22 protein-coding genes are annotated in these 22,248 nt (G+C 40.5%); 15 read left to right on the forward strand and 7 right to left on the reverse strand.

Annotation, left to right across the window (positions count from 1 at the left end):
• Nucleotides 1-68 precede the first annotated feature (68 nt).
• The 7 genes from ADI74_RS05050 (at nucleotide 69) to ADI74_RS05075 (ending at nucleotide 4,836) form a co-directional block, all read left to right on the forward strand.
• Nucleotides 69-638 (forward strand): CYTH domain-containing protein, encoded by a 570-nt coding sequence (locus ADI74_RS05050; protein ID WP_049537471.1) that lies wholly within the window; start codon nucleotides 69-71, stop codon nucleotides 636-638.
• Nucleotides 639-748: 110 nt separating this feature from the next.
• Nucleotides 749-1,708, forward strand: a complete 960-nt coding sequence (locus tag ADI74_RS05055) for a ribose-phosphate diphosphokinase (RefSeq protein WP_001283848.1) — start codon at nucleotides 749-751, stop codon at nucleotides 1,706-1,708.
• 9 nt (nucleotides 1,709-1,717) lie between these two features.
• The gene (locus ADI74_RS05060) at nucleotides 1,718-2,833 is read left to right on the forward strand and encodes a cysteine desulfurase family protein (RefSeq protein ID WP_049537473.1); all 1,116 of its coding nucleotides are present in this window, start codon (nucleotides 1,718-1,720) and stop codon (nucleotides 2,831-2,833) included.
• A 4-nt stretch (nucleotides 2,834-2,837) separates the two neighbouring features.
• A complete protein-coding gene (locus ADI74_RS05065) occupies nucleotides 2,838-3,185 on the forward strand; it encodes a DUF1831 domain-containing protein (RefSeq protein WP_049537475.1) in 348 nt (115 codons plus the stop codon).
• Between the two features lie 6 nt (nucleotides 3,186-3,191).
• Nucleotides 3,192-3,407 carry a DUF4649 family protein gene (locus ADI74_RS10805; RefSeq protein ID WP_080980358.1) on the forward strand — a complete coding sequence of 72 codons (216 nt, stop codon included), beginning with the start codon at nucleotides 3,192-3,194 and terminating at the stop codon, nucleotides 3,405-3,407.
• Nucleotides 3,408-3,489: 82 nt separating this feature from the next.
• Entirely contained in the window at nucleotides 3,490-4,131 is a 642-nt protein-coding gene (locus ADI74_RS05070) for a redox-sensing transcriptional repressor Rex (RefSeq protein WP_049537477.1), read from the forward strand.
• Nucleotides 4,132-4,146: 15 nt separating this feature from the next.
• Entirely contained in the window at nucleotides 4,147-4,836 is a 690-nt protein-coding gene (locus tag ADI74_RS05075) for a gamma-glutamyl-gamma-aminobutyrate hydrolase family protein (RefSeq protein ID WP_049537479.1), read from the forward strand.
• Here the strand turns inward: ADI74_RS05075 and radC are convergent.
• The 3 genes from radC to ADI74_RS05090 form a co-directional block, all read right to left on the reverse strand.
• Entirely contained in the window at nucleotides 4,833-5,513 is a 681-nt protein-coding gene (gene radC / locus ADI74_RS05080; protein WP_049537481.1) for a RadC family protein, read from the reverse strand. The two genes, ADI74_RS05075 and radC, sit on opposite strands and share 4 nt — an antisense overlap.
• 42 nt (nucleotides 5,514-5,555) lie before the next feature.
• A complete protein-coding gene (gene pcrA, locus ADI74_RS05085) occupies nucleotides 5,556-7,847 on the reverse strand; it encodes a DNA helicase PcrA (RefSeq protein ID WP_049537483.1) in 2,292 nt (763 codons plus the stop codon).
• 202 nt (nucleotides 7,848-8,049) lie between these two features.
• Nucleotides 8,050-9,720, reverse strand: coding sequence for a formate--tetrahydrofolate ligase (locus ADI74_RS05090; RefSeq protein ID WP_049537484.1), 1,671 nt, complete (start codon nucleotides 9,718-9,720; stop codon nucleotides 8,050-8,052).
• A 231-nt stretch (nucleotides 9,721-9,951) separates the two neighbouring features.
• Here ADI74_RS05090 and coaB point away from each other — a divergent pair, with 231 nt between their 5' ends.
• From coaB to ADI74_RS05120, 5 genes are all read left to right on the forward strand, one after another.
• Nucleotides 9,952-10,641 (forward strand): phosphopantothenate--cysteine ligase, encoded by a 690-nt coding sequence (gene coaB / locus ADI74_RS05095; RefSeq protein WP_049537486.1) that lies wholly within the window; start codon nucleotides 9,952-9,954, stop codon nucleotides 10,639-10,641.
• A gap of 11 nt (nucleotides 10,642-10,652) precedes the next feature.
• Nucleotides 10,653-11,204, forward strand: coding sequence for a phosphopantothenoylcysteine decarboxylase (gene coaC, locus ADI74_RS05100; protein ID WP_049537487.1), 552 nt, complete (start codon nucleotides 10,653-10,655; stop codon nucleotides 11,202-11,204).
• Nucleotides 11,188-11,751 (forward strand): ECF transporter S component, encoded by a 564-nt coding sequence (locus ADI74_RS05105; RefSeq protein ID WP_049537488.1) that lies wholly within the window; start codon nucleotides 11,188-11,190, stop codon nucleotides 11,749-11,751. The genes coaC and ADI74_RS05105 overlap by 17 nt, the downstream gene beginning before the upstream one ends.
• Before the next feature lie 536 nt (nucleotides 11,752-12,287).
• The gene (locus ADI74_RS05115; protein ID WP_049537490.1) at nucleotides 12,288-12,815 is read left to right on the forward strand and encodes an ECF transporter S component; all 528 of its coding nucleotides are present in this window, start codon (nucleotides 12,288-12,290) and stop codon (nucleotides 12,813-12,815) included.
• An 11-nt stretch (nucleotides 12,816-12,826) separates the two neighbouring features.
• Nucleotides 12,827-13,342 (forward strand): transcription repressor NadR, encoded by a 516-nt coding sequence (locus ADI74_RS05120; RefSeq protein WP_049537491.1) that lies wholly within the window; start codon nucleotides 12,827-12,829, stop codon nucleotides 13,340-13,342.
• Here the strand turns inward: ADI74_RS05120 and ADI74_RS05125 are convergent.
• The 4 genes from ADI74_RS05125 to ADI74_RS05140 form a co-directional block, all read right to left on the reverse strand.
• The gene (locus ADI74_RS05125; RefSeq protein WP_049537492.1) at nucleotides 13,339-13,806 is read right to left on the reverse strand and encodes an 8-oxo-dGTP diphosphatase; all 468 of its coding nucleotides are present in this window, start codon (nucleotides 13,804-13,806) and stop codon (nucleotides 13,339-13,341) included. The two genes, ADI74_RS05120 and ADI74_RS05125, sit on opposite strands and share 4 nt — an antisense overlap.
• Before the next feature lie 258 nt (nucleotides 13,807-14,064).
• A complete protein-coding gene (locus ADI74_RS05130) occupies nucleotides 14,065-14,559 on the reverse strand; it encodes a GNAT family N-acetyltransferase (RefSeq protein WP_049537493.1) in 495 nt (164 codons plus the stop codon).
• A gap of 15 nt (nucleotides 14,560-14,574) precedes the next feature.
• Nucleotides 14,575-16,563 carry an excinuclease ABC subunit UvrB gene (gene uvrB / locus ADI74_RS05135; RefSeq protein WP_049537495.1) on the reverse strand — a complete coding sequence of 663 codons (1,989 nt, stop codon included), beginning with the start codon at nucleotides 16,561-16,563 and terminating at the stop codon, nucleotides 14,575-14,577.
• Nucleotides 16,564-16,639: 76 nt separating this feature from the next.
• Nucleotides 16,640-17,593 (reverse strand): CPBP family intramembrane glutamic endopeptidase, encoded by a 954-nt coding sequence (locus ADI74_RS05140; protein WP_049537496.1) that lies wholly within the window; start codon nucleotides 17,591-17,593, stop codon nucleotides 16,640-16,642.
• A 169-nt stretch (nucleotides 17,594-17,762) separates the two neighbouring features.
• On the opposite strand from ADI74_RS05140, the gene ADI74_RS05145 reads away from it, so the two are divergent.
• From ADI74_RS05145 to zwf, 3 genes are all read left to right on the forward strand, one after another.
• A complete protein-coding gene (locus ADI74_RS05145; RefSeq protein WP_049537499.1) occupies nucleotides 17,763-19,928 on the forward strand; it encodes an ABC transporter substrate-binding protein/permease in 2,166 nt (721 codons plus the stop codon).
• The gene (locus ADI74_RS05150; RefSeq protein WP_007516801.1) at nucleotides 19,928-20,668 is read left to right on the forward strand and encodes an amino acid ABC transporter ATP-binding protein; all 741 of its coding nucleotides are present in this window, start codon (nucleotides 19,928-19,930) and stop codon (nucleotides 20,666-20,668) included. Before ADI74_RS05145 ends, ADI74_RS05150 begins: the two co-directional genes overlap by 1 nt.
• A 149-nt stretch (nucleotides 20,669-20,817) precedes the next feature.
• The coding region (gene zwf / locus ADI74_RS05155) for a glucose-6-phosphate dehydrogenase (protein WP_049537502.1) at nucleotides 20,818-22,248 on the forward strand (1,431 nt) is incomplete at its 3' end.

Here is a 22,248-nt window from a genome sequence, read left to right on the forward strand (position 1 = left end):
TTATACAATAAATACATTGTACATTATACCATAAATCCGCTTTCAAAGATAAAGAAAAGGTTAGAAAAATGAAACAATTAGAAATTGAACTGAAAACACTACTGAAAAAAGATGACTACAATCATTTAAAAAAACAGTTTGCCCATATATCTCCTATTCACCAAAAAAACTACTACATTGACACGCCAGATTTCCAGTTGCGCGAAAAAAAGGTTGCCATGCGCATTCGCGCCCTTTCAGATTGCGCTGAATTAACCTTGAAAGTTCCTCAAACTATTGGAAATATGGAATACAATCAAAAAATGACTCTTCCAGAAGCTGAATATTATTTAGAAAAACAGATCCTACCTCAAGGGATGGTTCTGGAGAAACTTACTGAGATTGGTATTGAAAGTCATAACTGGCTTATTCTAGGTTGTCTTGAAACGATTCGTTACGAAATGGAAACCGATATCGGTTTGATGGCCTTAGATCAAAGCCATTACTTTGGTCAAACCGACTACGAACTGGAACTTGAAGTCACTAATTTTGAACAAGGAAAAGTCGATTTTCAGCAATTTTTAGATGAAAATCACATAACTTACCAGAAGGCTCCATCAAAATTAATTCGATTCATTAAAAACATGAAAAAAAGCTGAAATAATCTCCTTTTTTTGGTAAAATAGAAAAGATAAAATAAAAGAATCTGGCTTTGAAAAACAAAACTATCTCAAAGAAGATTCACAAAGTTTACAGAGGACGGTCTATAATGTCAGATAGAAACAACATGAAACTTTTCACCCTAAACTCTAACCCAGAAATCGCTCAAAAGATTGCTGATACTGTTGGTGTCCCTCTTGGAAAATTATCTTCACGTCAATTTTCTGATGGTGAAATCCAAGTCAATATCGAAGAGAGTGTTCGTGGGTATGACGTCTATATCATCCAATCAACCAGCTACCCCGTTAGCAACCACTTGATGGAACTCTTGATTATGGTTGATGCCTGTGTTCGCGCCAGTGCTCATAGTATCAACGTCGTACTTCCTTACTTTGGCTATGCGCGTCAGGATCGCATCGCTTCTTCCCGTGAACCACTGACAGCTAAATTGGTTTCAAATATGTTAGTAAAAGCTGGGGTTGACCGTGTTCTAACTCTCGATCTCCATGCTGTACAGGTACAAGGATTCTTCGACATTCCAGTGGACAATCTTTATACAATTCCTCTATTTGCCAAACACTACTGTGACAAAGGTCTTCTTGGTTCTGATGTCGTTGTGGTTAGTCCAAAAAACTCTGGTGTTAAACGTGCTCGTAGCTTAGCTGAATACTTGGATGCTCCAATCGCTATCATTGACTATGCTCAAGATGACTCAGAACGAAGTGAGGGCTATATCATTGGGGATGTTGAAGGTAAGAAAGCCATCCTGATTGACGATATCCTAAATACTGGTCGTACTTTCTCTGAAGCAGCAAAAATCGTTGAACGCGAAGGGGCAACTGAAATCTATGCGGTTTCTAGTCACGGCCTCTTTGTAGAAGGTGCTGCTGAACTTCTAGACGCAACTAACATTAAAGAAATCCTTGTAACGGACTCTGTAGCAACAAAAGAAAGAACTCCTAAAAATGTATGTTACATTACTGCTAGCGAATTGCTCGGTGATGCTATCATCCGTATTCATGAAAGAAAACCAGTCAGCCCACTCTTTGCCTACAACAAAAAGAAATAAGGTGATTCTTTGATTTATTTGGACAATGCTGCAACTACACCTATGTCCGCTGTAGCTATCGCAAAAATGACCAAGGTCATGCAAGAAACCCATGGTAATCCTTCAAGTATTCACAGTCATGGTCGTCATGCTGGTAAACTTCTCCGTGAAGCTCGTCAGGACTTGGCTCACTTACTTGGAACCAAACCTCAACATATCTTTTTCACGTCTGGTGGTACAGAAAGTAACAATACAGCCATTATCGGCTATTGTTTCCGTCATCAGGAACGTGGCAAACATATCATCACAACAGCTATCGAACACCATTCTGTCCTTGAGACCATTGATTATCTGGTTCAACATTTTGGCTTTGAAGCGACCATCATCCAACCAGTAAATCAAGAAATCACTGCCCAGCAAATTCAAGAAGCTTTACGTGACGATACCATCCTCGTTTCTACCATGTATGCTAATAATGAAACTGGGAGTCTCTTGCCTATTGCTGAGATTGGACATATTTTAAAAGACCATCCTGCTGCTTATCATGTAGACGCTGTTCAAGCTATCGGGAAAATTCCTATCCATCCTGAGGAATTAGGAATTGATTTCCTCAGTGCCTCTGCTCACAAGTTCCATGGTCCAAAGGGAATTGGCTTTCTTTACTCTTCGACTGCAGATTTTGATTCCTACCTTCACGGTGGGGACCAAGAACAAAAGAAACGGGCTGGAACAGAAAATCTCGCTGCCATTGTAGGTATGGTCGCTGCTCTCAAAGAAGATCTGGATTATCAAGCTGATCATTACCAAAAACTAAGCACACTTAAAGCTACTTTTTTAGAAGAGATTGCCGATTTAGACTACTATCTCAATGAAAGTCGCAACCAACTGCCTTATGTTTTAAATATCGGTTTTCCTGGTCAGAAAAATGATTTGCTTTTACTTCGGTTAGATCTTGAGGGAATATCAATTTCTACTGGTTCCGCTTGTACTGCTGGTATTGTGCAAACCAGTCATGTACTCGAAGCTTTTTATGGACCAGATTCGCATCGTTTGAAAGAATCTGTCCGTATCAGTCTCTCTCCTCTTAACACCGAAGAAGAACTGAAACAACTCGCACAAACCTTAAAAAATATTATTGGAGATTAATCTAATGGCATTCGAAAAAACCATTAAACTACAAAACTGCCGCTACGACTATACACTTAGTCCATCTGTTAAAAAGTTCACACTCAAAGACAATACTTTCTTTGAAACAAAAGTAGGAAACTATGAACTGACTCGTCTACTTGAGAAAGTACCTAATAGTGGTGAAGGTTTCAAACTAAAAATCATCATCAACAAAGACCTTACAGGTGCTAAACTCAACATTACTGATAAGTCCGGTCTTCGTTTGGTAGATATCTTTAAATCAGATGATCACCATATCCACCAAGAAAAATTCTACTTCCTCATGGATAGTCTTGTGGAACGTGGGATTTTCACTAAAGAGGAAAGATAAGACCTCATGTATCGTCTCACCTACTTAGATAGTTACCAAATTGAGCGCATACTTGAATATACCGACTACGATGAGCTCATGTTATCCCTATCAGGATGCGTGACCCTACCAGATACATTTCTGGTAACCTCGTTAACCTTTAATGATAAAGTGATCTACCGAGGTTTAGTCGGAGATCTCTATCGATTTCTATCACAAGTTCATTTTTTAGATAAAAACTAAGAATTTTCTTAGTTTTTTCTTATTTTTGTTGATTTTTTCACAATGATTCTATAAAATAGAAGAATAGAAAGGTTGTGATTTTGTGAAAGAAAAACAGTCTGCTATTCCAAAAGCAACAGCAAAAAGACTCTCTCTTTACTATCGAATTTTCAAGAGATTTCATGCAGAAAAAATCGAACGTGCCAACTCTAAACAAATTGCAGAGGCTATCGGTATCGATTCTGCGACTGTCCGTCGTGATTTTTCCTACTTTGGTGAACTAGGAAGACGTGGATTTGGTTATGATGTTAAAAAACTCATGACGTTTTTTGCTGACCTCCTAAATGATAACTCCATCACCAATGTTATGTTGGTTGGGATTGGTAATATGGGGCATGCCCTTCTCCACTACCGCTTCCACGAGCGCAACAAGATGAAGATTATCATGGCATTTGACCTAGATGATCATCCTGAAGTCGGTACTCAGACTGCTGACGGTATTCCCATCTATGGTATATCTCAAATCAAGGAAAAGATCAAGGACGCAGATGTCAAAACTGCTATCCTGACTGTTCCAAGTGTCAAATCTCAAGAAGTAGCTAACCTCTTGGTTGATGCTGGTGTAAAAGGGATTCTCAGTTTTTCTCCTGTCCACTTGCACCTTCCCAAAGATGTGGTTGTTCAGTACGTCGATTTGACAAGTGAACTACAAACCCTCCTCTACTTCATGAAAAAAGAGGATTAGAAAGCGAAAGCATTTATGAATAAACCAGTTATTGGGATTACAGGAAATGAAAAAGCTCATCCAGATGATGACATCATGATGAGCTATGCTGCAAAAGGCTTTGTTGAAGGAGTCAAGGACGCTGGCGGAATTCCCATTATCCTTCCGATTGGTGACCAAGAAATGGCACATCACTATATTAGCATGATTGATAAACTCATCCTAACTGGTGGGCAAAATGTTGATCCAAAATTCTATGGTGAACCAAAAATAATTGACAGCGATGATTACCATTTACAAAGGGATATCTTTGAACTAGCTCTTATCAAAGAAGCTATCCAGCAGAAAAAACCAATCTTCTCTGTCTGTCGTGGGACCCAACTCTTCAATGTTGCCATGGGAGGCACTCTTCACCAAGATATCGAAGACCACTGGCAGGATTGTTCCGCTGAGTACACTACCCAGCGTCTCCTTACTGAACCAGATACCATCCTCAGAGAAATTTACGGAGAAATCTCTCATATTAACTCCTTCCACCATCAGAGTATCAAGGATTTGGCTCCAAATTTAAAGGTTGTGGCCTATGATCCCAAGGATAAGATTATCGAGGCAGTCGTAACAACAGATGACATCCCATTTCTTGGCGTCCAATGGCATCCAGAATTTCTATTTGAAAATCGCCCCAAGGATAAAACACTATTTGACTATGTTGTTAATGAACTTTAAATCAGATCCGTCTTTTCACGGTAACTAAAGTAATCAGAGTGAGAGACGATTAGATGATCCAGAAACACCAGTCCCATCAGTTCACAGGCTTCCTTGACTAACTTGGTTACATGATCATCATTTCGGCTAGGTGCTACTGCGCCTGATGGATGATTGTGGACTAAAATAACAGAAGTCGCCATATGCTTGATGGCATAGTGAAGGATTTCCCTTGGTTCTGCAATGCTACGTGTCGCGGATCCGATAAAGATGGTCTGCTGATGGATGATTTGATTTTGAGTATTGAGATAGAGCGCCACTAGGTGCTCTTGTTTTTTGTCGCCAAGTTCCTGTTGCATTTTCTTGGCTAGCTTTTGACTACTGAGAATACTTTCCATCTCAAGGGTTTCATGCTTGTGAATGCGATTTCCCAGTTCAATCACTGCCTGTAGTTCAATGGCTTTGATACGTCCAATACCAGACAGACTCTGTAATTCCTGCAGGGTCATTTTTTTTAGATCAGTTAGACTAGTCAGACTGTTCAAGACTTTCTGGGAAATTTCAAAAACATTGGCCTGACGTGTTCCTGTTCTGAGTAGTATAGCTAGCAATTCTTGATTGCTCAGTGCCTCTACTCCTTCTTTAACCAGTCTTTCTCTAGGCAAAAGTGAATCTTCTTGGAATGAAATGCTGTACATAAAAATCCTCCTCACTTTATTATTCGTGAGAAGGATGGAAAATTAGATTTTTTTCTCAATTGGAGCTACGCTAGCTAACAATTTTTTCAGCCCCACTTCTGGGAAATTGATTTTCAGCTCCTGCGTATCGCCACTACCCGAAACTTCAAGGACTGTTCCTTGACCCCACTTCTTGTGAAGGGCAATATCCCCAATAGACCAGTTGGTATCGCTCGTATCAGTTTTATTTCCAGCTGCAAATTGGCCAAACGGGAGACCACTTGACTGGATAGAGCTTGGTGCGGCATTACGTTTCCGTTCTTGAAGGGCCTGAGCCAAACTCATTCCTTGACCAAAAGCAATTCCACCACTGCTATAAGAAGCCTTAAAACTAGTATTAGCAGGACGAGTCAAGCCTTGATATTCAAGCAAATCAGAGCTAATTTCATTGATGAAACGTGTTGGACGGTTATAGTTGGTCTTCCCAAACAGTAATCGAGAGTTGGCATTGGTCAGATAGAGAATCTTCTCAGCGCGCGTGATACCAACATAGGCCAAACGGCGCTCTTCTTCCAGCTCATCAGGATCCTCAGCTGCTCGACTAAGAGGAAAGACATTTTCCTCCATCCCGATGATAAAGACAACCGGAAACTCAAGCCCCTTAGCAGCATGCAAAGTCATCAAGGTCACTTCCGATGTTTCCTGACTACCAGAGTCCGTATCAGCAATCAAAGCCAGGTCATTCAAGAAACGACTGAGTTTATCTAAACCTGTTTCCTCTTCTTGACTATCAGGATTGTCGTCAAAATTCTTAGTAACAGATAGGAACTCTTCGATATTTTCAACACGAGCCTTGCTTTCCAAGGTCGCTTGGGTATTAAGAATTTCGACATAACCTGTTTTTTCAAGAACCGCTTCAACCAATTCTGTAATGCTTAATTGATCCAGTTGCTCCCGTAAATCCAGTATCATATTGGCAAAATCCCATATTGACTGGGCAGCCTTGCCCTTGATACCAGATAACATGATATTAGCTGCAGCATCTAGCATAGACATGTCTTGCAGGTTAGCAAAGTCGCGAATTTTCTCAACGGTTCCTGGTCCAATTCCACGTTTCGGCTCGTTGATAATGCGCTCAAAACTGATATTGTCACTCAGATTAGCGATGAGATTGAGGTAGGCGATAATGTCACGAATTTCCTTACGGCTGTAGAACTTGGTCCCACCAACCATAGTATAAGGGATATTGGACTTGAGGAGGGCCTCCTCAATAGTACGAGATTGCGCATTAGTACGGTAAAGCACTGCAAAGTCTTTGTGAAGGAAGTTTTGACTGCGACCAAGTTCATCAATGGTTTTGGCTACAAAAACAGCTTCATCTTGTTCGTCGTTAGCACGATAGTAAATAATCTGCTCCCCATCCGCATTCTGGGTCCAGAGATTCTTAGGACGACGATTTTTATTGTTTTTGATGACGTCATTGGCGGCTTGCAGAATAGTTTTGGTTGAACGATAGTTTTCTTCTAACAAGACAACCTTGGCTTTGGGATAGTCTTTCTCAAAATCTAAGATATTTTGCATATCAGCCCCACGCCAACCGTAGATGGACTGGTCCGCATCACCAACCACGCAGATGTTTTTAAAGCGTGAAGCCAAGAGTTTGACCAATTGGTACTGGGCATGGTTGGTATCTTGGTACTCATCAACGTGAATGTACTGGAACTTCTGCTGGTAGTAGGTCAAAACATCAGGATTTTGATCAAAAAGACGCAGGGTCAACATGATTAAATCATCAAAGTCAAGGGACTCAGACTGACGAAGCTCTTTTTGATAGGCTGTGTAACACTGGGCCACGATTTGCGTGTACATATCTCCAGCTTGGGCAGCATAAGCCACATCATCAATCAAGTCATTCTTAGCATTGGAAATAGTCCCCAAAATGGTTCGTTCACTCCATTTTTTAGGGTCCAAGTTTAATTGCTTGAGGATTCGTTTCATGAGGGTTCGCTGTTCACCAGGATCTACAATAGTGAAATTACGATTGTAGCCAATATGATCTGCATCACGACGCAGAATACGAACACACATGGAGTGAAAAGTCGCAATCAGACAGTCCTGAGTAGCTGGATTAAGACCATAAGCACGCTCTTTCATCTCACGCGCAGCCTTGTTGGTAAAGGTAATGGCCAAGATATTCCAAGGATTGACCATTTTTTCATCAATTAGATAGGCAATGCGGTGGGTCAAAACACGGGTCTTCCCAGATCCAGCCCCCGCCATGATTAACAAGGGGCCTTCTGTCGTTTGCACCGCCTCAGCCTGACGGTCATTCATTCCATTCAATAATGCGTTCATTTTCTCTTCCTTACTCTTGAAGTCAATGTTACTATTATATCAGAAATCAGGGGAAATAGAAACTTTACAGAGAATACTTTGGCAAGCAAAATTTTCATCAGTGCTTACAATACATGTATTTTTCAAATGAAGTTGAGGTTATTCTTTGACAGGAAAAAGAGCTTGGATAACATTTCCAAACTCTTTTAATATCATCTAAATCTTAGAACAAACCTAGAACGGTTCCATCGCTTTCAACATCCATATTGAGAGCTGCAGGACGTTTTGGAAGTCCTGGCATGGTCATGACATCACCAGTAAGGGCAACGATGAAGCCTGCACCTAATTTTGGTACCAATTCACGGATGGTAATTTCAAAGTTTTCTGGTGCTCCAAGTGCATTTGGATTATCAGAGAAACTATATTGCGTTTTCGCCATACAGATTGGCAATTTGTCCCAACCATTCTGAACGATTTGGGCGATTTGCGTTTGAGCTTTCTTTTCAAAGTTGACTTTTGTCCCGCGATAGATTTCAGTAACAATCTTTTCGATCTTCTCTTGGACAGAAAGGTCGTTGTCATAAAGGCGAGTATAGTTGGATGGATTTTCAGCAATAGTCTGAACAACCGTTTCGGCAAGCGCTACTCCACCTTCCGCACCATTGGCCCAGACACTTGCTAGTTCAACTGGGACATCAATTGAGGCACATAGTTCCTTCAAGGCTGAGATTTCAGCTTCAGTATCAGAAACAAATTCGTTAATCGCGACAACTGCAGGCACTCCAAATTTACGGATGTTCTCAACGTGGCGTTTCAAGTTAGCAAAACCTGCACGAACTGCCTCAACATTTTCCTCTGTCAAATCATCTTTAGCCACACCACCATTCATCTTAAGGGCACGGAGGGTTGCAACAATGACTACCGCATCTGGAGAAGTTGGCAAGTTTGGTGTCTTGATATCAAGGAATTTCTCAGCGCCAAGGTCTGCACCAAAACCAGCTTCAGTAACTGTATAATCAGCCAAGCGAAGGGCTGTGCTTGTTGCCAAGACAGAGTTACATCCATGAGCAATGTTGGCAAATGGACCACCATGTACAAAGGCAGGTGTACCGTAAATTGTCTGAACCAAGTTCGGCTTAATAGCATCCTTCAAGATCAAAGCCAAAGCACCCTCAACCTGCAAATCACCTACAGAAACTGGTGTACGGTCATAGCGATAACCGATAACGATATTAGCCAAACGACGTTTCAAGTCCTCGATGTCCGTCGCTAAGCACAGAATCGCCATGATTTCAGAGGCAACTGTAATATCAAAACCGTCCTCACGTGGAATACCGTTTAGAGGTCCACCAAGACCAACGGTCACATGACGAAGTGCACGGTCATTCAAGTCCACTACACGTTTCCAGAGAATACGACGTTGGTCGATTCCTAGCTCATTCCCTTGGTGTAAGTGGTTGTCAATCAAGGCAGAAAGAGCATTGTTGGCTGTTGTAATGGCATGCATATCCCCGGTAAAGTGGAGATTGATGTCTTCCATTGGCAAAACTTGCGCATAACCACCACCAGCGGCACCACCTTTAATCCCCATTACTGGTCCAAGAGACGGTTCGCGGATAGCAATCATGGTTTTCTTGCCGATTTTGTTTAAGGCATCTGCAAGACCGATGGTAATGGTTGACTTTCCTTCACCCGCTGGTGTTGGGTTAATAGCAGTAACCAAGATCAATTTTCCAACTGGATTGCTCTCAACTGCACGAATTTTATCAAAACTAAGCTTAGCCTTGTACTTTCCATACAACTCCAAATCGTCGTAAGAAATACCAAGTTTCTCTACAACATCAACGATTGGCTTTAACTCAATACTCTGTGCGATTTCAATATCTGTTTTCATAGCAAACTCCTCTAACCTCTAATATGATAACTCATTATAACACAAAAAAAGTTTTTTCACATACAAAAAGCTTAGTAAAGTTTATAAACATCAAGTTTTAAGGCCGATTTTAGTCATCTTTTTTACTTTTTATAAGTTTTTATAGTCAAAAACTATAATCTGGCTGGAAAATTAGATAAAATAACAAGCGCTTTCTTTTGATTCTATTTTATTTTTTGGTACAATAGTCCTATGAAAATTTTAGTTACATCGGGCGGTACGAGTGAAGCTATTGATAGTGTCCGCTCTATCACGAATCACTCGACTGGTCGCTTGGGGAAAATCATCACCGAAACCCTACTTGCTTCTGGTCATGAGGTTTGTCTAATTACTACTCCTAGTGCTCTTAAGCCAGAACCTCATCCCCATCTAACCATTCTAGAAATCAAAAATACGAATGATCTTCTTTTAGAAATGAAAGAGTGTGTTCAAGATTATCAGGTCTTGATTCATTCGATGGCAGTTTCTGACTACACTCCTGTTTATATGACGGGACTAGATGAAGTTAAGACGAGTTCTAATCTGGAAGAATTATTAGACAAGCAAAATATAGAAGCTAAGATTTCTTCAACTGATGAGGTGCAGGTTCTATTTTTGAAAAGAACACCCAAGATTATCTCTCTAGTCAAAGACTGGAATCCTTCTATTCATCTGATTGGTTTCAAACTGTTGGTTAATGTTACTGAGGATCATCTTATTGAAGTTGCTAGACAGAGTCTTGTCAAGAACCAGGCTGACTTAATCATAGCAAATGATCTTACTCAAATCTCAGCATATCAGCATAAAGCAATCTTTGTTGAGAAAGATCGTCTTCAAACCGTTCAAACCAAAGAGGAAATTGCAAACCTCCTCCTTGAGAAGATTCATACATACGATTCATAGAAAGGAAAGCCATGGCAAACATTCTAATCGCAGTGACAGGTTCCATTGCCTCCTATAAAGCAGCTGATTTAGTCAGTTCTTTGAAAAAACAAGGCCATGATGTCACTGTCTTAATGACTGAGGCGGCAAGAGAGTTTATCCAGCCTTTGACACTACAGGTACTCTCACAGAATCCAGTTCACCTTGATGTCATGCAGGAACCCTATCCTGATCAAATCAATCATATCGAAAGAGGAAAAGAAACAGACCTTTTTATCGTTGTCCCTGCTACTGCTAATACCATTGCCAAACTTGCGCACGGTTTTGCGGATAACATGGTGACTAGTACAGCATTAGCTTTACCCCAAAACATCCCTAAACTCTTGGCGCCAGCCATGAATACAAAGATGTATGACCATCCGGCAACTCAAACAAACCTTAAAACTTTAGAAACATATGGTTACAAGCTTATCTCTCCAAAAGAATCCATACTTGCTTGTGGAGACTATGGAAGAGGAGCTTTGGCAGACCTGGATATTATTTTAGAAAGAATAAAGGAAACACTCAATGAAAAAACGCTCTAACATTGCTCCGATTGCTATCTTTTTTGCGACCATGTTGGTCATTCACTTTCTGAGCTCACTCTTATTTAATCTATTCCCATTCCCTATTAAACCAACTATCGTGCATATTCCTGTTATTATTGCAAGTATTATTTACGGCCCACGAGTTGGTGTTACACTCGGTTTCTTGATGGGACTACTTAGCTTGACGGTTAACACGATTACAATCCTTCCAACCAGCTACCTATTCTCACCTTTTGTACCAAACGGAAACATCTATTCAGCAATGATTGCCATCCTACCTCGTATTTTGATTGGTCTGACACCTTATCTAGTTTATAAATTATTGAAAAACAGAACGGGTCTCATCATTGCCGGAGCTCTCGGTTCACTGACAAATACAGTCTTTGTACTTGGGGGAATCTTCTTCCTTTTTGGAAATGTCTTCGATGGAAATATCCAAAAACTCCTAGCAACCGTTATTTCAACCAACTCAATTGCTGAACTTGTCATCTCTGCTGTTCTCACAGTAGCAATTGTTCCACGTTTACAAACCTTGAAGAAATAAAAAATCAACTCCACTTTCATCCTGAAGGTGGAGTTTTTATAGTTAGAGCATGAGAATAATCAAAAAAATGTGTAATCCAAATCGCAGGAGTTGATACGAAAACGGTATAGGTTTCTGGCTTTTCTGACTATCCAAGTATAGAGTTAGTGACAGTAAAATCAAACCAAAAGCAATCACCATTCTGACCAAATAGACAATTTCCAAAATAGCAGCCATCAAGAGAATACCTAATAAGGGAAGGCCAAAAAGTGAAAGAGCCAAAACACCTGCTAATAGAGAGATTAACGAAAGGACCTATAAACTATAAACTATGAAACGAGTCCAACCTGAGACAACTTTCCCTTCTTTTTTCAGTTTTGACATCATCACGATTACCACGATTAGGTAAACAACAAGTATCATCACATTTTCTCCTAAATCAAAAAATTCTTTACCACATTTTAACCAAATATGTCTTAAAAATCAATATTGAATCTTGACTTGGCTGACTATTTATAGTACTATACTTATGTATATACAGATAAATGGAGGTTCTTATGGATATACGAAAAAAAACGCAGTTTATGACTATGACTGCCCTACTCACTGCAATAGCGATTTTGATTCCAATCATTATGCCTTTTAAAATCGTTATCCCACCGGCTTCTTACACCTTGGGAAGTCATATCCCCATCTTTATCGCAATGTTTCTCTCACCTTTGATGGCTGCTTTTGTGATTATTGCTTCTAGTCTTGGCTTCCTGATGGCAGGCTATCCCATGGTTATCGTCCTGCGCGCCTTCTCTCACATCGTTTTTGGTACTTTGGGGGCTTTGTACTTAAAGAAATTCCCTGAAACCTTGGATAAACCAAAGACATCTTGGATTTTTAACTTTGTTTTGGGTATTGTTCATGCTATCGCTGAAGTAATAGCTTGTATCATCTTCTATGCTACTTCAGGGACAAATGTTGAAAATATGTTTTATGTTCTCTTTGTTCTAGTTGGTTTTGGTACAATTATCCATAGTATGGTAGACTATACCTTAGCACTAGCTGTCTTTAAAGTGCTTCGAAAACGTCGCTAAAAGGAAAAACTATGACAAAGGATCGCAAACAAGCTCTTCTCAAACTCTTAAAAGAGGCACCAAAAGCCCTCAATGGCCAAACCTTGGCTGAACACTTTCATGTCACTCGTCAAATCATTGTACAGGATATCGCTATTCTCCGAGCAGATGGGGCTCCTATCCTATCCACCAATCGTGGCTATATCTATAAAGAAAACAATACCAGTCCTTACGTTCACAAACTATTCAAGGTCAGACATGAGATGGAAGAAATCGGTCAAGAACTTCTAGCTATTGTAGATAATGGCGGGCGTGTTCAGAATACTTTGATTGACCATCCAGTTTATGGAGAAATTGAGACCCTACTAAAACTCACCTGTCGACGCGATGTCCAGCACTTTCTAGAACAAGTCGAGAACTCTGACTTTAGACCACTTTCTGAATTAACAGATGGCATCCATTACCACCTTGTTGAAGCCGAAACACAACAAGACCTCCATTATATCGAGGAGGCCTTGGATCAGCTAGGTTATTTAGTAAAAGACTAGAAGGTTTCTTTCTCCCAGCCATCATCTGTACGATGACGGTAGAAAAATTCAGACTTGTCAGGTGCTTCCATCATTTCCATCAAAGGCAACATATCATAGACCAGATCCAAGTTAGGAATCTGGTCTTTTTGCACCCAAGATACTTCTCCTTCCTCAGAGGATTGGAGATTTCCAGTAAACTCTGTCGCTTTATAGCAAACGACGATGTAGCGCCCACCTGTATCTAAGGGCCAATTTTTAATACCGACCAGTTGGGGATTCTGAATCGTTAGACCTGTTTCTTCGTAGATTTCTCGGATAACTGACTCTGCAAAAGCCTCGCCATTCTCAACATGACCTCCTGGAAAGGCATAGCCAGACCAGCGATTATTTTCAGGAGAGCGGTATTGCATGACTACTCGCTTAGTTTCAATGTCTTCAATCAGACAGATGTTGGTTAAAATGGTTGCTTGCGCACGGGACATGGATTTTCTCGCTTTCTAAGTTTTTAAAACATATCTTCGTTGTATTTTACTTCTGACTTCATGATAAAGGGATTGATCAATTCATGATGTTCATAGGTACTGTGGACCACAAAACCTCTAACAATGATAACTTCTTATAATTCTTCTCTTTCAAATCCATAATCACTTCTCTCTATTTAAAAATATATGCTAAAACGTAATCATTTGTTGATTGTGCAAGCTGAAAATAAATCTCAACTGTCCTTGCATTTATCTCTCTTATCTTGATGAACTCTTACATACCATTCTAATTTCAGTGATAGGTTTTCCAAGGTCAAGTATTTTTTCTTGGCCATCAACAGTAAAACCCATTTTTTGATAGAAAGCAATGGCTCGCTTATTCTCTTTTAATACCCATAAAAATATTTCAGAGAACTGTTCAAGAGTCGTCAGAGCTTCCTTCATTAACTTCTGAGCACAACCTTTTTCATAATAGTCTTTTAAAACGTATAAGGCAATAATTTCGCCAGCTTGAATAGTCTCATCACGAAAGTTTCCATAACTGATAAAACCAACTACCTTCATGCCATCCATCGCGATTAATGTATTTTCTGGATATTTTTGACTAAAGAATCGACATCTTTCTAATGTCATCGTCTCCTGAAATTCTGCAGGTAAAAGGTCATCATAAGCCTCTCTCCACGTTTGCCAGTGAACGAGAGATTTTCCTTCTATCTCTTCAGGAGTTTCCATCTGTTTGATAGTAAGATCCATTTAATTTTCTCCTATCTAATCCAACGCCTTGACTTCCAACATCATATCACGAATCTGGGCAGCAAGTTCAAAGTCAAGCACTTCGACGGCTTCTTGCATTTGTTTTTCGAGTTTTTTGACCAGTTCTTTGCGTTCTTGTTTGTTAAGGCTATTGATATCGACTTCCTTGTCCTCTTCCTTAGCAACTGCCTTAGTTACAGCGATCAGGTCACGGATTTCTTTCTTGATTGTCTGAGGTACAATACCATGTTCTTCATTGTAAGCCATCTGGATTTTCCGACGACGGGCCGTTTCATCGATGGCACGTTGCATAGACTGAGTCATCGTGTCCGCATACATGATGACATGTCCTTCGCTATTACGGGCAGCACGTCCAATGGTCTGGATGAGGCCACGTTCGTTACGAAGGAAACCTTCCTTGTCAGCATCGAGAATGGCTACTAAGCTTACTTCAGGAACGTCAATCCCTTCACGAAGGAGATTGATTCCGACCAAAACATCAAAGACACCCAAGCGCAGGTCTCGGATAATTTCCGTCCGTTCCAAGGTCTTGATATCCGAGTGCATATACTTGACCTTGATTCCCATTTCTTTGAAGTAGTCAGTTAAGTCCTCGGCCATCTTCTTAGTCAAGGTTGTAATAAAGGTTCGTTCATTCTTTTCAACACGAGCATTGATTTCACCTAGGAGATCATCAATTTGCCCCATCGTTGGACGGACTTCTACTTCAGGATCCAAGAGACCTGTCGGTCGAATGATTTGCTCGATCACTGTCTCGGTCTGTTCATTTTCATAGTCACCAGGTGTCGCTGAAACATAAACAATCTGATGGACATGACTTTCAAACTCCTCCCGACGGAGAGGGCGATTGTCCAAAGCAGACGGCAAGCGGAAACCATAATTAACCAGCATTTCCTTACGAGAACGGTCTCCATTGTACATGCCCTTGATCTGCCCCATGGTCATGTGACTTTCATCAATCATGATCAAGAAATCATCTGGGAAGAAATCAAGAAGCGTATAAGGAGGCTCTCCTTCGCTACGACCATCCATGTGACGTGAGTAATTTTCAACACCATTGGTATAACCCATCTCACGCAGCATTTCGATATCGTACTCTGTCCGCTGTTTCAAACGCTGGGCTTCTAGCAGTTTGCCTTCCTTTTCAAAGACAGCTAACTGCTCCTCCAACTCCGCCTGAATCTTGGCAATAGCAACCTCCATGTGGTCATCATTGGTCACAAAGTGAGTAGCTGGGAAAATCGCCAAATGATCGACTTCTCCAAGGACTTGGCCTGTCAGAGCTTCAACTTCACGGATACGGTCAATCTCATCTCCGAAAAACTCTACTCGAAAAGCGTGTTCATCTCGGGAAGCTGGGAAAATTTCCACCACATCCCCCCGCACACGAAATCTCCCCCGTTGGAAATCAATATCATTGCGTTCAAACTGGATATCAACCAAGTCATTCAAGAGTTTATCACGAGAAATCTCCAGACCTGGACGCAAACTCACGACGCTATCAGAATATTCCTTAGGCGAACCCAAACCATAGATACAAGAGACAGAAGCCACAACGATGACATCATTACGCTCTAGAAGGGCTGAAGTCGCTGAGTGACGGAGCTTGTCAATCTCATCATTGACAGAGCTGTCCTTCTCAATATAGGTATCGCTCGAAGGGACATAAGCCTCGGGTTGGTAATAATCATAGTAAGATACAAAATACTCAACAGCATTTTCAGGGAAAAATTCCTTAAATTCTCCATAGAGCTGACCAGCTAGGGTTTTGTTATGGGCAATGACCAAAGTTGGTTTATTGACTTTGGAAATGACCTGACTCATGGTATAGGTCTTCCCTGTACCCGTCGCCCCCATCAGAATCTGAGCTTTCTCTCCACCCTCGATATTATCAACCAACTGTTCGATGGCTTGGGGTTGATCTCCTGAAGGTTGGTATTTTGATACTAGCTTAAATGTATTATCTGTAATCCGGTTGATCATAAGAATCCTCTCTCGATGTGCTATTCCTATTTTAGCATACTTGTAGCATTTTCACGAAGAAAAGGACGGACCTAAGTCACATCCTTTCATTTTCTTTCTTTAATTGATAAGCGAGATAGACAATCAGCAATAACAAAACCAGACTTGTCATGATAGAACCTTCTATACCAAAAGAACCACCTGATAGCCAATCTTGATTGCCTTGTGGTAAAAATGTCATCAGAGACGTTCCTGATGGTTGACCACTAACTAAAATCCCAAATAGATTTCCTTGAGCAAAATTCCAAGCCCCATGAATACCTGCAACACCCCAAACAGTATCGGTTTTGAGAAGGTAAAGAGCCATGGTAACTCCGAATAAGAAGAGATTCGCTAGAGATAGAGGTGTTAGACCAGAATTCCCCGCATGAAGCAGGGTAAAAAGTACGCTAGATATAACAATAGCAAGTTTTAGATTTGTTCTTGAGGCCAATTGAGGAAGGAGCCAAGCACGGGACACCACTTCTTCTGCTGTCCCCTGTAAAATCCAAAATGGGATAGTAAAGGCGACAAAAGTAAGCGAATAAGGATTCAAGCGAATGGATTCCAAACGATATTGCCCCAAGACCATCAAACCTAACAAGGTCAGAAGAAAAAGTGCCAAACCTAGGCCAAATCCTTTCAGAAGACTGCTAAGGAAATTTTCTCTATAAAATCCCAAGGTTCTAATAGATCTTTTCTCAACTTTTTTAGTCCATCTGAACACAGTGTTGAGAATAAAACCAAAGGACAGCAATGCTAAAATTAAACGAAAGTCACTTGTTTTATCCGTCAACCTCTGCTGCAAGGTTTGCAAGTAAGTTGCAAGATTTTGACCAGCCTCTCCAAAATTTCTAGCAAGTCCGATGAGAGCTAACAAGCTAATACCATACAAAGTATATGCAACAAACTCTCCTATAAAGACAAAAACAAAGGCTAACAAAGGACTTGTGTAAATATTTAAACTCATTTGGGAAGATTGGAAGTCTTTAAATATTCTTTTATTCTTCATGTTCCCGCCCTCATTTCTTCTATTACATACTATTATATCATTTTATAGTAGCAATTCAAGAAGGAAAAGAAAATATAGATGTTATATTTTCTGACACAAAAATATAAAAAATTGCCTTTTCACCTTTTTTCTGGTATAATGGAAAAATATTCGAAAAAGGAGACTAAAAATGAAGAAAAAAATACTAGCATGTTTGCTCATTTTATTTCCCATTTTCTCACTAGGTATGGCAAAAGCTGATACTGTTAAGATTGTGTCTGATACAGCTTACGCACCTTTTGAGTTTAAAGATTCAGATCAAACCTATAAAGGAATTGATGTTGATATTATCAATAAAGTCGCAGAAATCAAAGGATGGAATATCCAAATGTCTTATCCTGGCTTTGATGCAGCTGTAAATGCAGTGCAGTCAGGTCAGGCAGATGCCATTATGGCAGGTATGACAAAAACAAAAGAACGTGAAAATGTCTTTACCATGTCTGATACCTATTATGATACAAAAGTTGTCATTGCTACCACAAAGGCAAATAAAATCACCAAATATGATGAACTTAGCGGGAAAACAGTTGGAGTTAAGAACGGAACTGCCGCTCAACGTTTCCTCGAAAGTATCAAAGATAAATACGGTTTTTCTATTAAAACCTTTGATACAGGTGATTTGATGAATAACAGTCTAAGTGCTGGTGCTGTAAATGCCATCATGGATGACAAACCTGTTATTGAGTATGCGATTAACCAAGGACAAGATCTCAGCATCAATATGGATGGTGAGGCTGTTGGAAGCTTTGCCTTTGGTGTCAAGAAAGGGAGCAAGTATGAACACTTGGTTACCGAGTTTAATGAAGCCCTAGCACAAATGAAAAAGGATGGTAGCTTGGAGCAAATCATCCAAAAATGGACCGCTTCTACAACTACGGCAAGCCCAACGACAACTACTGCTGCTGGACAAAAAGCTACTCCTGTGAAAAGCAAGTACATTATTGCCAGCGACTCATCTTTCGCCCCATTCGTTTTTCAAAATTCAAGCAATCAATACACCGGTATTGATATGGACCTCATCAAGGCCATTGCCAAAGACCAAGGTTTTGAAATTGAGATTACCAACCCAGGATTTGACGCAGCCATTAGTGCTGTTCAAGCTGGACAAGCAGATGGTATCATTGCTGGTATGTCTGTAACAGATGCTCGTAAGGAAACCTTCGACTTCTCAGATTCCTACTACACGGCTAATACCATTCTTGGTGTAAAAGAATCAAGCACAATTGCTTCTTATGAAGACCTCAAGGATAAAACTGTCGGTGTTAAAAATGGAACTGCTTCTCAAACCTTCCTTACTGAAAATCAAAGCAAGTACGGCTATAAGATTAAAACCTTCGCAGATGGCGCATCTATGTATGACAGTCTGAATACTGGCTCTATTGATGCCGTGATGGATGATGAGCCTGTTCTCAAATATTCGATCAGCCAAGGTCAAAAATTGAAAACGCCAATCGCTGGAACTCCAATCGGTGAAACAGCCTTTGCGGTTAAAAAAGGTACAAATCCAGAATTGATCCAGATGTTCAATAACGGACTTGCGAACCTCAAGGCTAACGGAGAATTCCAAAAGATTCTTGATAAGTATCTAGCTAGCGAAACTTCAACTGACTCTACAAGTACGGTTGACGAAACAACTATCTGGGGCTTGCTTCAAAACAACTATAAACAACTTCTTAGTGGACTCGGAATCACCCTTGCTCTAGCTCTTATCTCATTTGCAATCGCCATTGTCATCGGTATTATCTTCGGTATGTTTAGCGTTAGCCCATACAAATCTCTTCGTCTGATCTCTGAGATTTTCGTTGACGTTATTCGAGGTATTCCCTTGATGATTCTTGCAGCCTTCATCTTCTGGGGTATTCCAAACCTCATCGAGTCCATTACAGGCCAACAAAGTCCAATCAATGACTTTGTAGCTGGTACTATAGCCCTCTCACTCAATGCTGCTGCTTATATCGCTGAAATTGTTCGTGGTGGGATTCAAGCTGTTCCAGTTGGGCAAATGGAGGCCAGTCGCAGTCTTGGTATCTCTTATGGAAAAACCATGCGAAAGATTATCTTACCACAAGCGACTAAATTGATGTTGCCAAACTTTGTCAACCAATTCGTTATCGCTCTTAAAGATACAACCATCGTATCTGCTATTGGTTTGGTGGAACTCTTCCAAACTGGTAAGATCATCATCGCCCGTAACTACCAAAGTTTCAAGATGTATGCAATCCTTGCTATCTTCTATCTTGTAATTATCACGCTTTTGACTAGACTAGCGAAACGCTTAGAAAAGAGGATTCGTTAATGGCAAAACTAAAAATTGATGTAAATGATTTGCATAAGTATTATGGAAAAAATGAAGTTTTAAAAGGCATTACGACTAAATTCTATGAAGGGGATGTTGTCTGTATCATCGGTCCTTCTGGTTCTGGTAAATCCACTTTCCTCCGTAGCCTTAACCTTCTCGAGGAGGTAACGAGTGGTCACATCACTGTGAATGGTTATGATTTGACTGACAAATCAACCAATGTCGACCATGTTCGTGAGAACGTAGGAATGGTTTTCCAACATTTCAACCTCTTCCCTCACATGTCCGTTCTAGAGAATATCACTTTTGCTCCTATTGAACACAAACGAATGACTAAAGAAGAAGCTGAGAAATTGGGAATGGAGTTGCTTGAAAAGGTTGGACTAGCAGATAAAGCTAATGCCAATCCAGATAGCCTTTCAGGTGGTCAGAAACAACGTGTAGCTATCGCTCGTGGACTTGCCATGAATCCTGATATCATGCTCTTTGATGAGCCAACTTCCGCTCTTGACCCTGAGATGGTCGGAGATGTACTGAATGTTATGAAAGAATTAGCAGAGCAAGGCATGACCATGATCATTGTAACCCACGAGATGGGATTTGCTCGTCAGGTGGCTAACCGTGTGATCTTTACGGCTGATGGTGAATTCCTGGAAGATGGGACACCAGATCAAATCTTTGATAACCCGCAACACCCTCGTTTAAAAGAATTTTTGGACAAGGTCTTAAACGTATAAAACGAAAGTGTGAGGTTCTCCTTACACTTTTTTAATTGCGTATTGGATTTTTTGTTTTTTTTGAAAATTATGATAAAATAAAAACTATGATAATGAGGAAATCTCATCCCTAGTCCAACTAGGAAAAAATATAGAAATTAGGTAGCTAGATGTCATCAAAGGTTATTGTTACAATTTTCGGTGCGAGTGGAGATTTAGCTAAACGCAAACTCTACCCTTCCCTTTTCAGACTCTATAAATCAGGCAATCTCTCTGAGCATTTTGCTGTTATCGGAACAGCTCGTAGACCTTGGAGTAAGGAATATTTTGAATCTGTAGTTGTCGAGTCCATCCTTGATTTGGCAGATAGTACCGAGCAAGCCCAAGAATTTGCTAGCCACTTCTACTATCAAAGCCATGATGTGAATGATACGGAACATTACATTGCTTTGCGCCAATTACAAGCTGAACTCAATGAAAAATACCAAGCTGAACACAACAAGCTCTTCTTCTTGTCTATGGCACCTCAGTTCTTCGGAACCATTGCCAAGCACCTCAAATCTGAAAACATTGTTGATGGCAAAGGTTTTGAGCGCTTGATTGTTGAGAAACCGTTTGGTACAGACTATGAAACTGCAAGCAAACTGAATGAGGATCTTCTAGCAACATTTGATGAAGAACAGATCTACCGTATCGACCATTACTTGGGGAAAGAAATGATTCAAAGTATCTTTGCGGTTCGATTTGCCAATATGATCTTTGAAAATGTTTGGAACCGTGAGCACATTGATAATGTCCAGATTACCTTTGCTGAGCGCTTGGGAGTTGAGGAACGTGGTGGCTACTATGATGAATCTGGTGCCCTCCGTGACATGGTTCAAAACCACACTCTCCAGCTTTTATCACTTTTAGCCATGGACAAGCCTGCCAGCTTTACAAAAGATGAGATTCGTGCTGAGAAGATTAAAGTATTTAAAAATCTCCACCAACCAAGTGAGGAAGAATTAAAAGAACATTTTATCCGTGGTCAATACCGTTCTGGAAAGATCGATGGTAAGAAATACATTTCCTACCGTAGCGAGCCAAACGTTAACCCTGAATCTACAACAGAAACCTTTGCCTCTGGTGCTTTCTTTGTAGACAGCGATCGCTTCCGTGGCGTTCCTTTCTTCTTCCGTACTGGTAAACGCCTAACAGAAAAAGGCACTCATGTCAATATCGTCTTTAAGCAAATGGACTCTATCTTTGGAGAACCTTTGGCACCAAATATCTTGACCATCTATATCCAACCAACTGAAGGCTTCTCTCTTAGTCTCAATGGTAAACAAGTAGGTGAAGAATTTAACCTGGCGCCAAGCTCTTTAGATTATCGTACAGATGCTACCGCTACTGGGGCTTCTCCAGATCCATACGAAAAGCTAATCTACGATGTCTTGAACAATAACTCTACCAACTTTAGCCACTGGGATGAGGTGAGCGCTTCTTGGAAATTGATTGACCGTATCGAAGAGCTCTGGGCTCAAAATGGAGCTCCGCTCCACGACTACAAGTCCGGAAGCATGGGACCACAAGCTAGCTTTGACTTACTTGAGAAGTTTGGA

The organism is Streptococcus pseudopneumoniae (assembly GCF_001074565.1).
Lineage (GTDB): Bacteria > Bacillota > Bacilli > Lactobacillales > Streptococcaceae > Streptococcus > Streptococcus pseudopneumoniae_J.

Coding starts and splice junctions, on each gene's coding strand:
- ADI74_RS05145 (WP_049537499.1), top strand. CDS start 17,763: ATGAAGAAAAAAATACTAGCATGTTTGCTCATTTTATTTCCCATTTTC.
- pcrA (WP_049537483.1), bottom strand. CDS start 7,847: ATGAACGCATTATTGAATGGAATGAATGACCGTCAGGCTGAGGCGGTG.
- ADI74_RS05055 (WP_001283848.1), top strand. CDS start 749: ATGTCAGATAGAAACAACATGAAACTTTTCACCCTAAACTCTAACCCA.
- ADI74_RS05140 (WP_049537496.1), bottom strand. CDS start 17,593: ATGAAGAATAAAAGAATATTTAAAGACTTCCAATCTTCCCAAATGAGT.
- ADI74_RS10805 (WP_080980358.1), top strand. CDS start 3,192: ATGTATCGTCTCACCTACTTAGATAGTTACCAAATTGAGCGCATACTT.
- coaB (WP_049537486.1), top strand. CDS start 9,952: ATGAAAATTTTAGTTACATCGGGCGGTACGAGTGAAGCTATTGATAGT.
- ADI74_RS05130 (WP_049537493.1), bottom strand. CDS start 14,559: ATGGATCTTACTATCAAACAGATGGAAACTCCTGAAGAGATAGAAGGA.
- ADI74_RS05105 (WP_049537488.1), top strand. CDS start 11,188: ATGAAAAAACGCTCTAACATTGCTCCGATTGCTATCTTTTTTGCGACC.
- ADI74_RS05115 (WP_049537490.1), top strand. CDS start 12,288: ATGGATATACGAAAAAAAACGCAGTTTATGACTATGACTGCCCTACTC.
- ADI74_RS05125 (WP_049537492.1), bottom strand. CDS start 13,806: ATGTCCCGTGCGCAAGCAACCATTTTAACCAACATCTGTCTGATTGAA.
- ADI74_RS05120 (WP_049537491.1), top strand. CDS start 12,827: ATGACAAAGGATCGCAAACAAGCTCTTCTCAAACTCTTAAAAGAGGCA.
- uvrB (WP_049537495.1), bottom strand. CDS start 16,563: ATGATCAACCGGATTACAGATAATACATTTAAGCTAGTATCAAAATAC.
- radC (WP_049537481.1), bottom strand. CDS start 5,513: ATGTACAGCATTTCATTCCAAGAAGATTCACTTTTGCCTAGAGAAAGA.
- ADI74_RS05065 (WP_049537475.1), top strand. CDS start 2,838: ATGGCATTCGAAAAAACCATTAAACTACAAAACTGCCGCTACGACTAT.
- ADI74_RS05050 (WP_049537471.1), top strand. CDS start 69: ATGAAACAATTAGAAATTGAACTGAAAACACTACTGAAAAAAGATGAC.
- ADI74_RS05075 (WP_049537479.1), top strand. CDS start 4,147: ATGAATAAACCAGTTATTGGGATTACAGGAAATGAAAAAGCTCATCCA.
- ADI74_RS05150 (WP_007516801.1), top strand. CDS start 19,928: ATGGCAAAACTAAAAATTGATGTAAATGATTTGCATAAGTATTATGGA.
- ADI74_RS05090 (WP_049537484.1), bottom strand. CDS start 9,720: ATGAAAACAGATATTGAAATCGCACAGAGTATTGAGTTAAAGCCAATC.
- coaC (WP_049537487.1), top strand. CDS start 10,653: ATGGCAAACATTCTAATCGCAGTGACAGGTTCCATTGCCTCCTATAAA.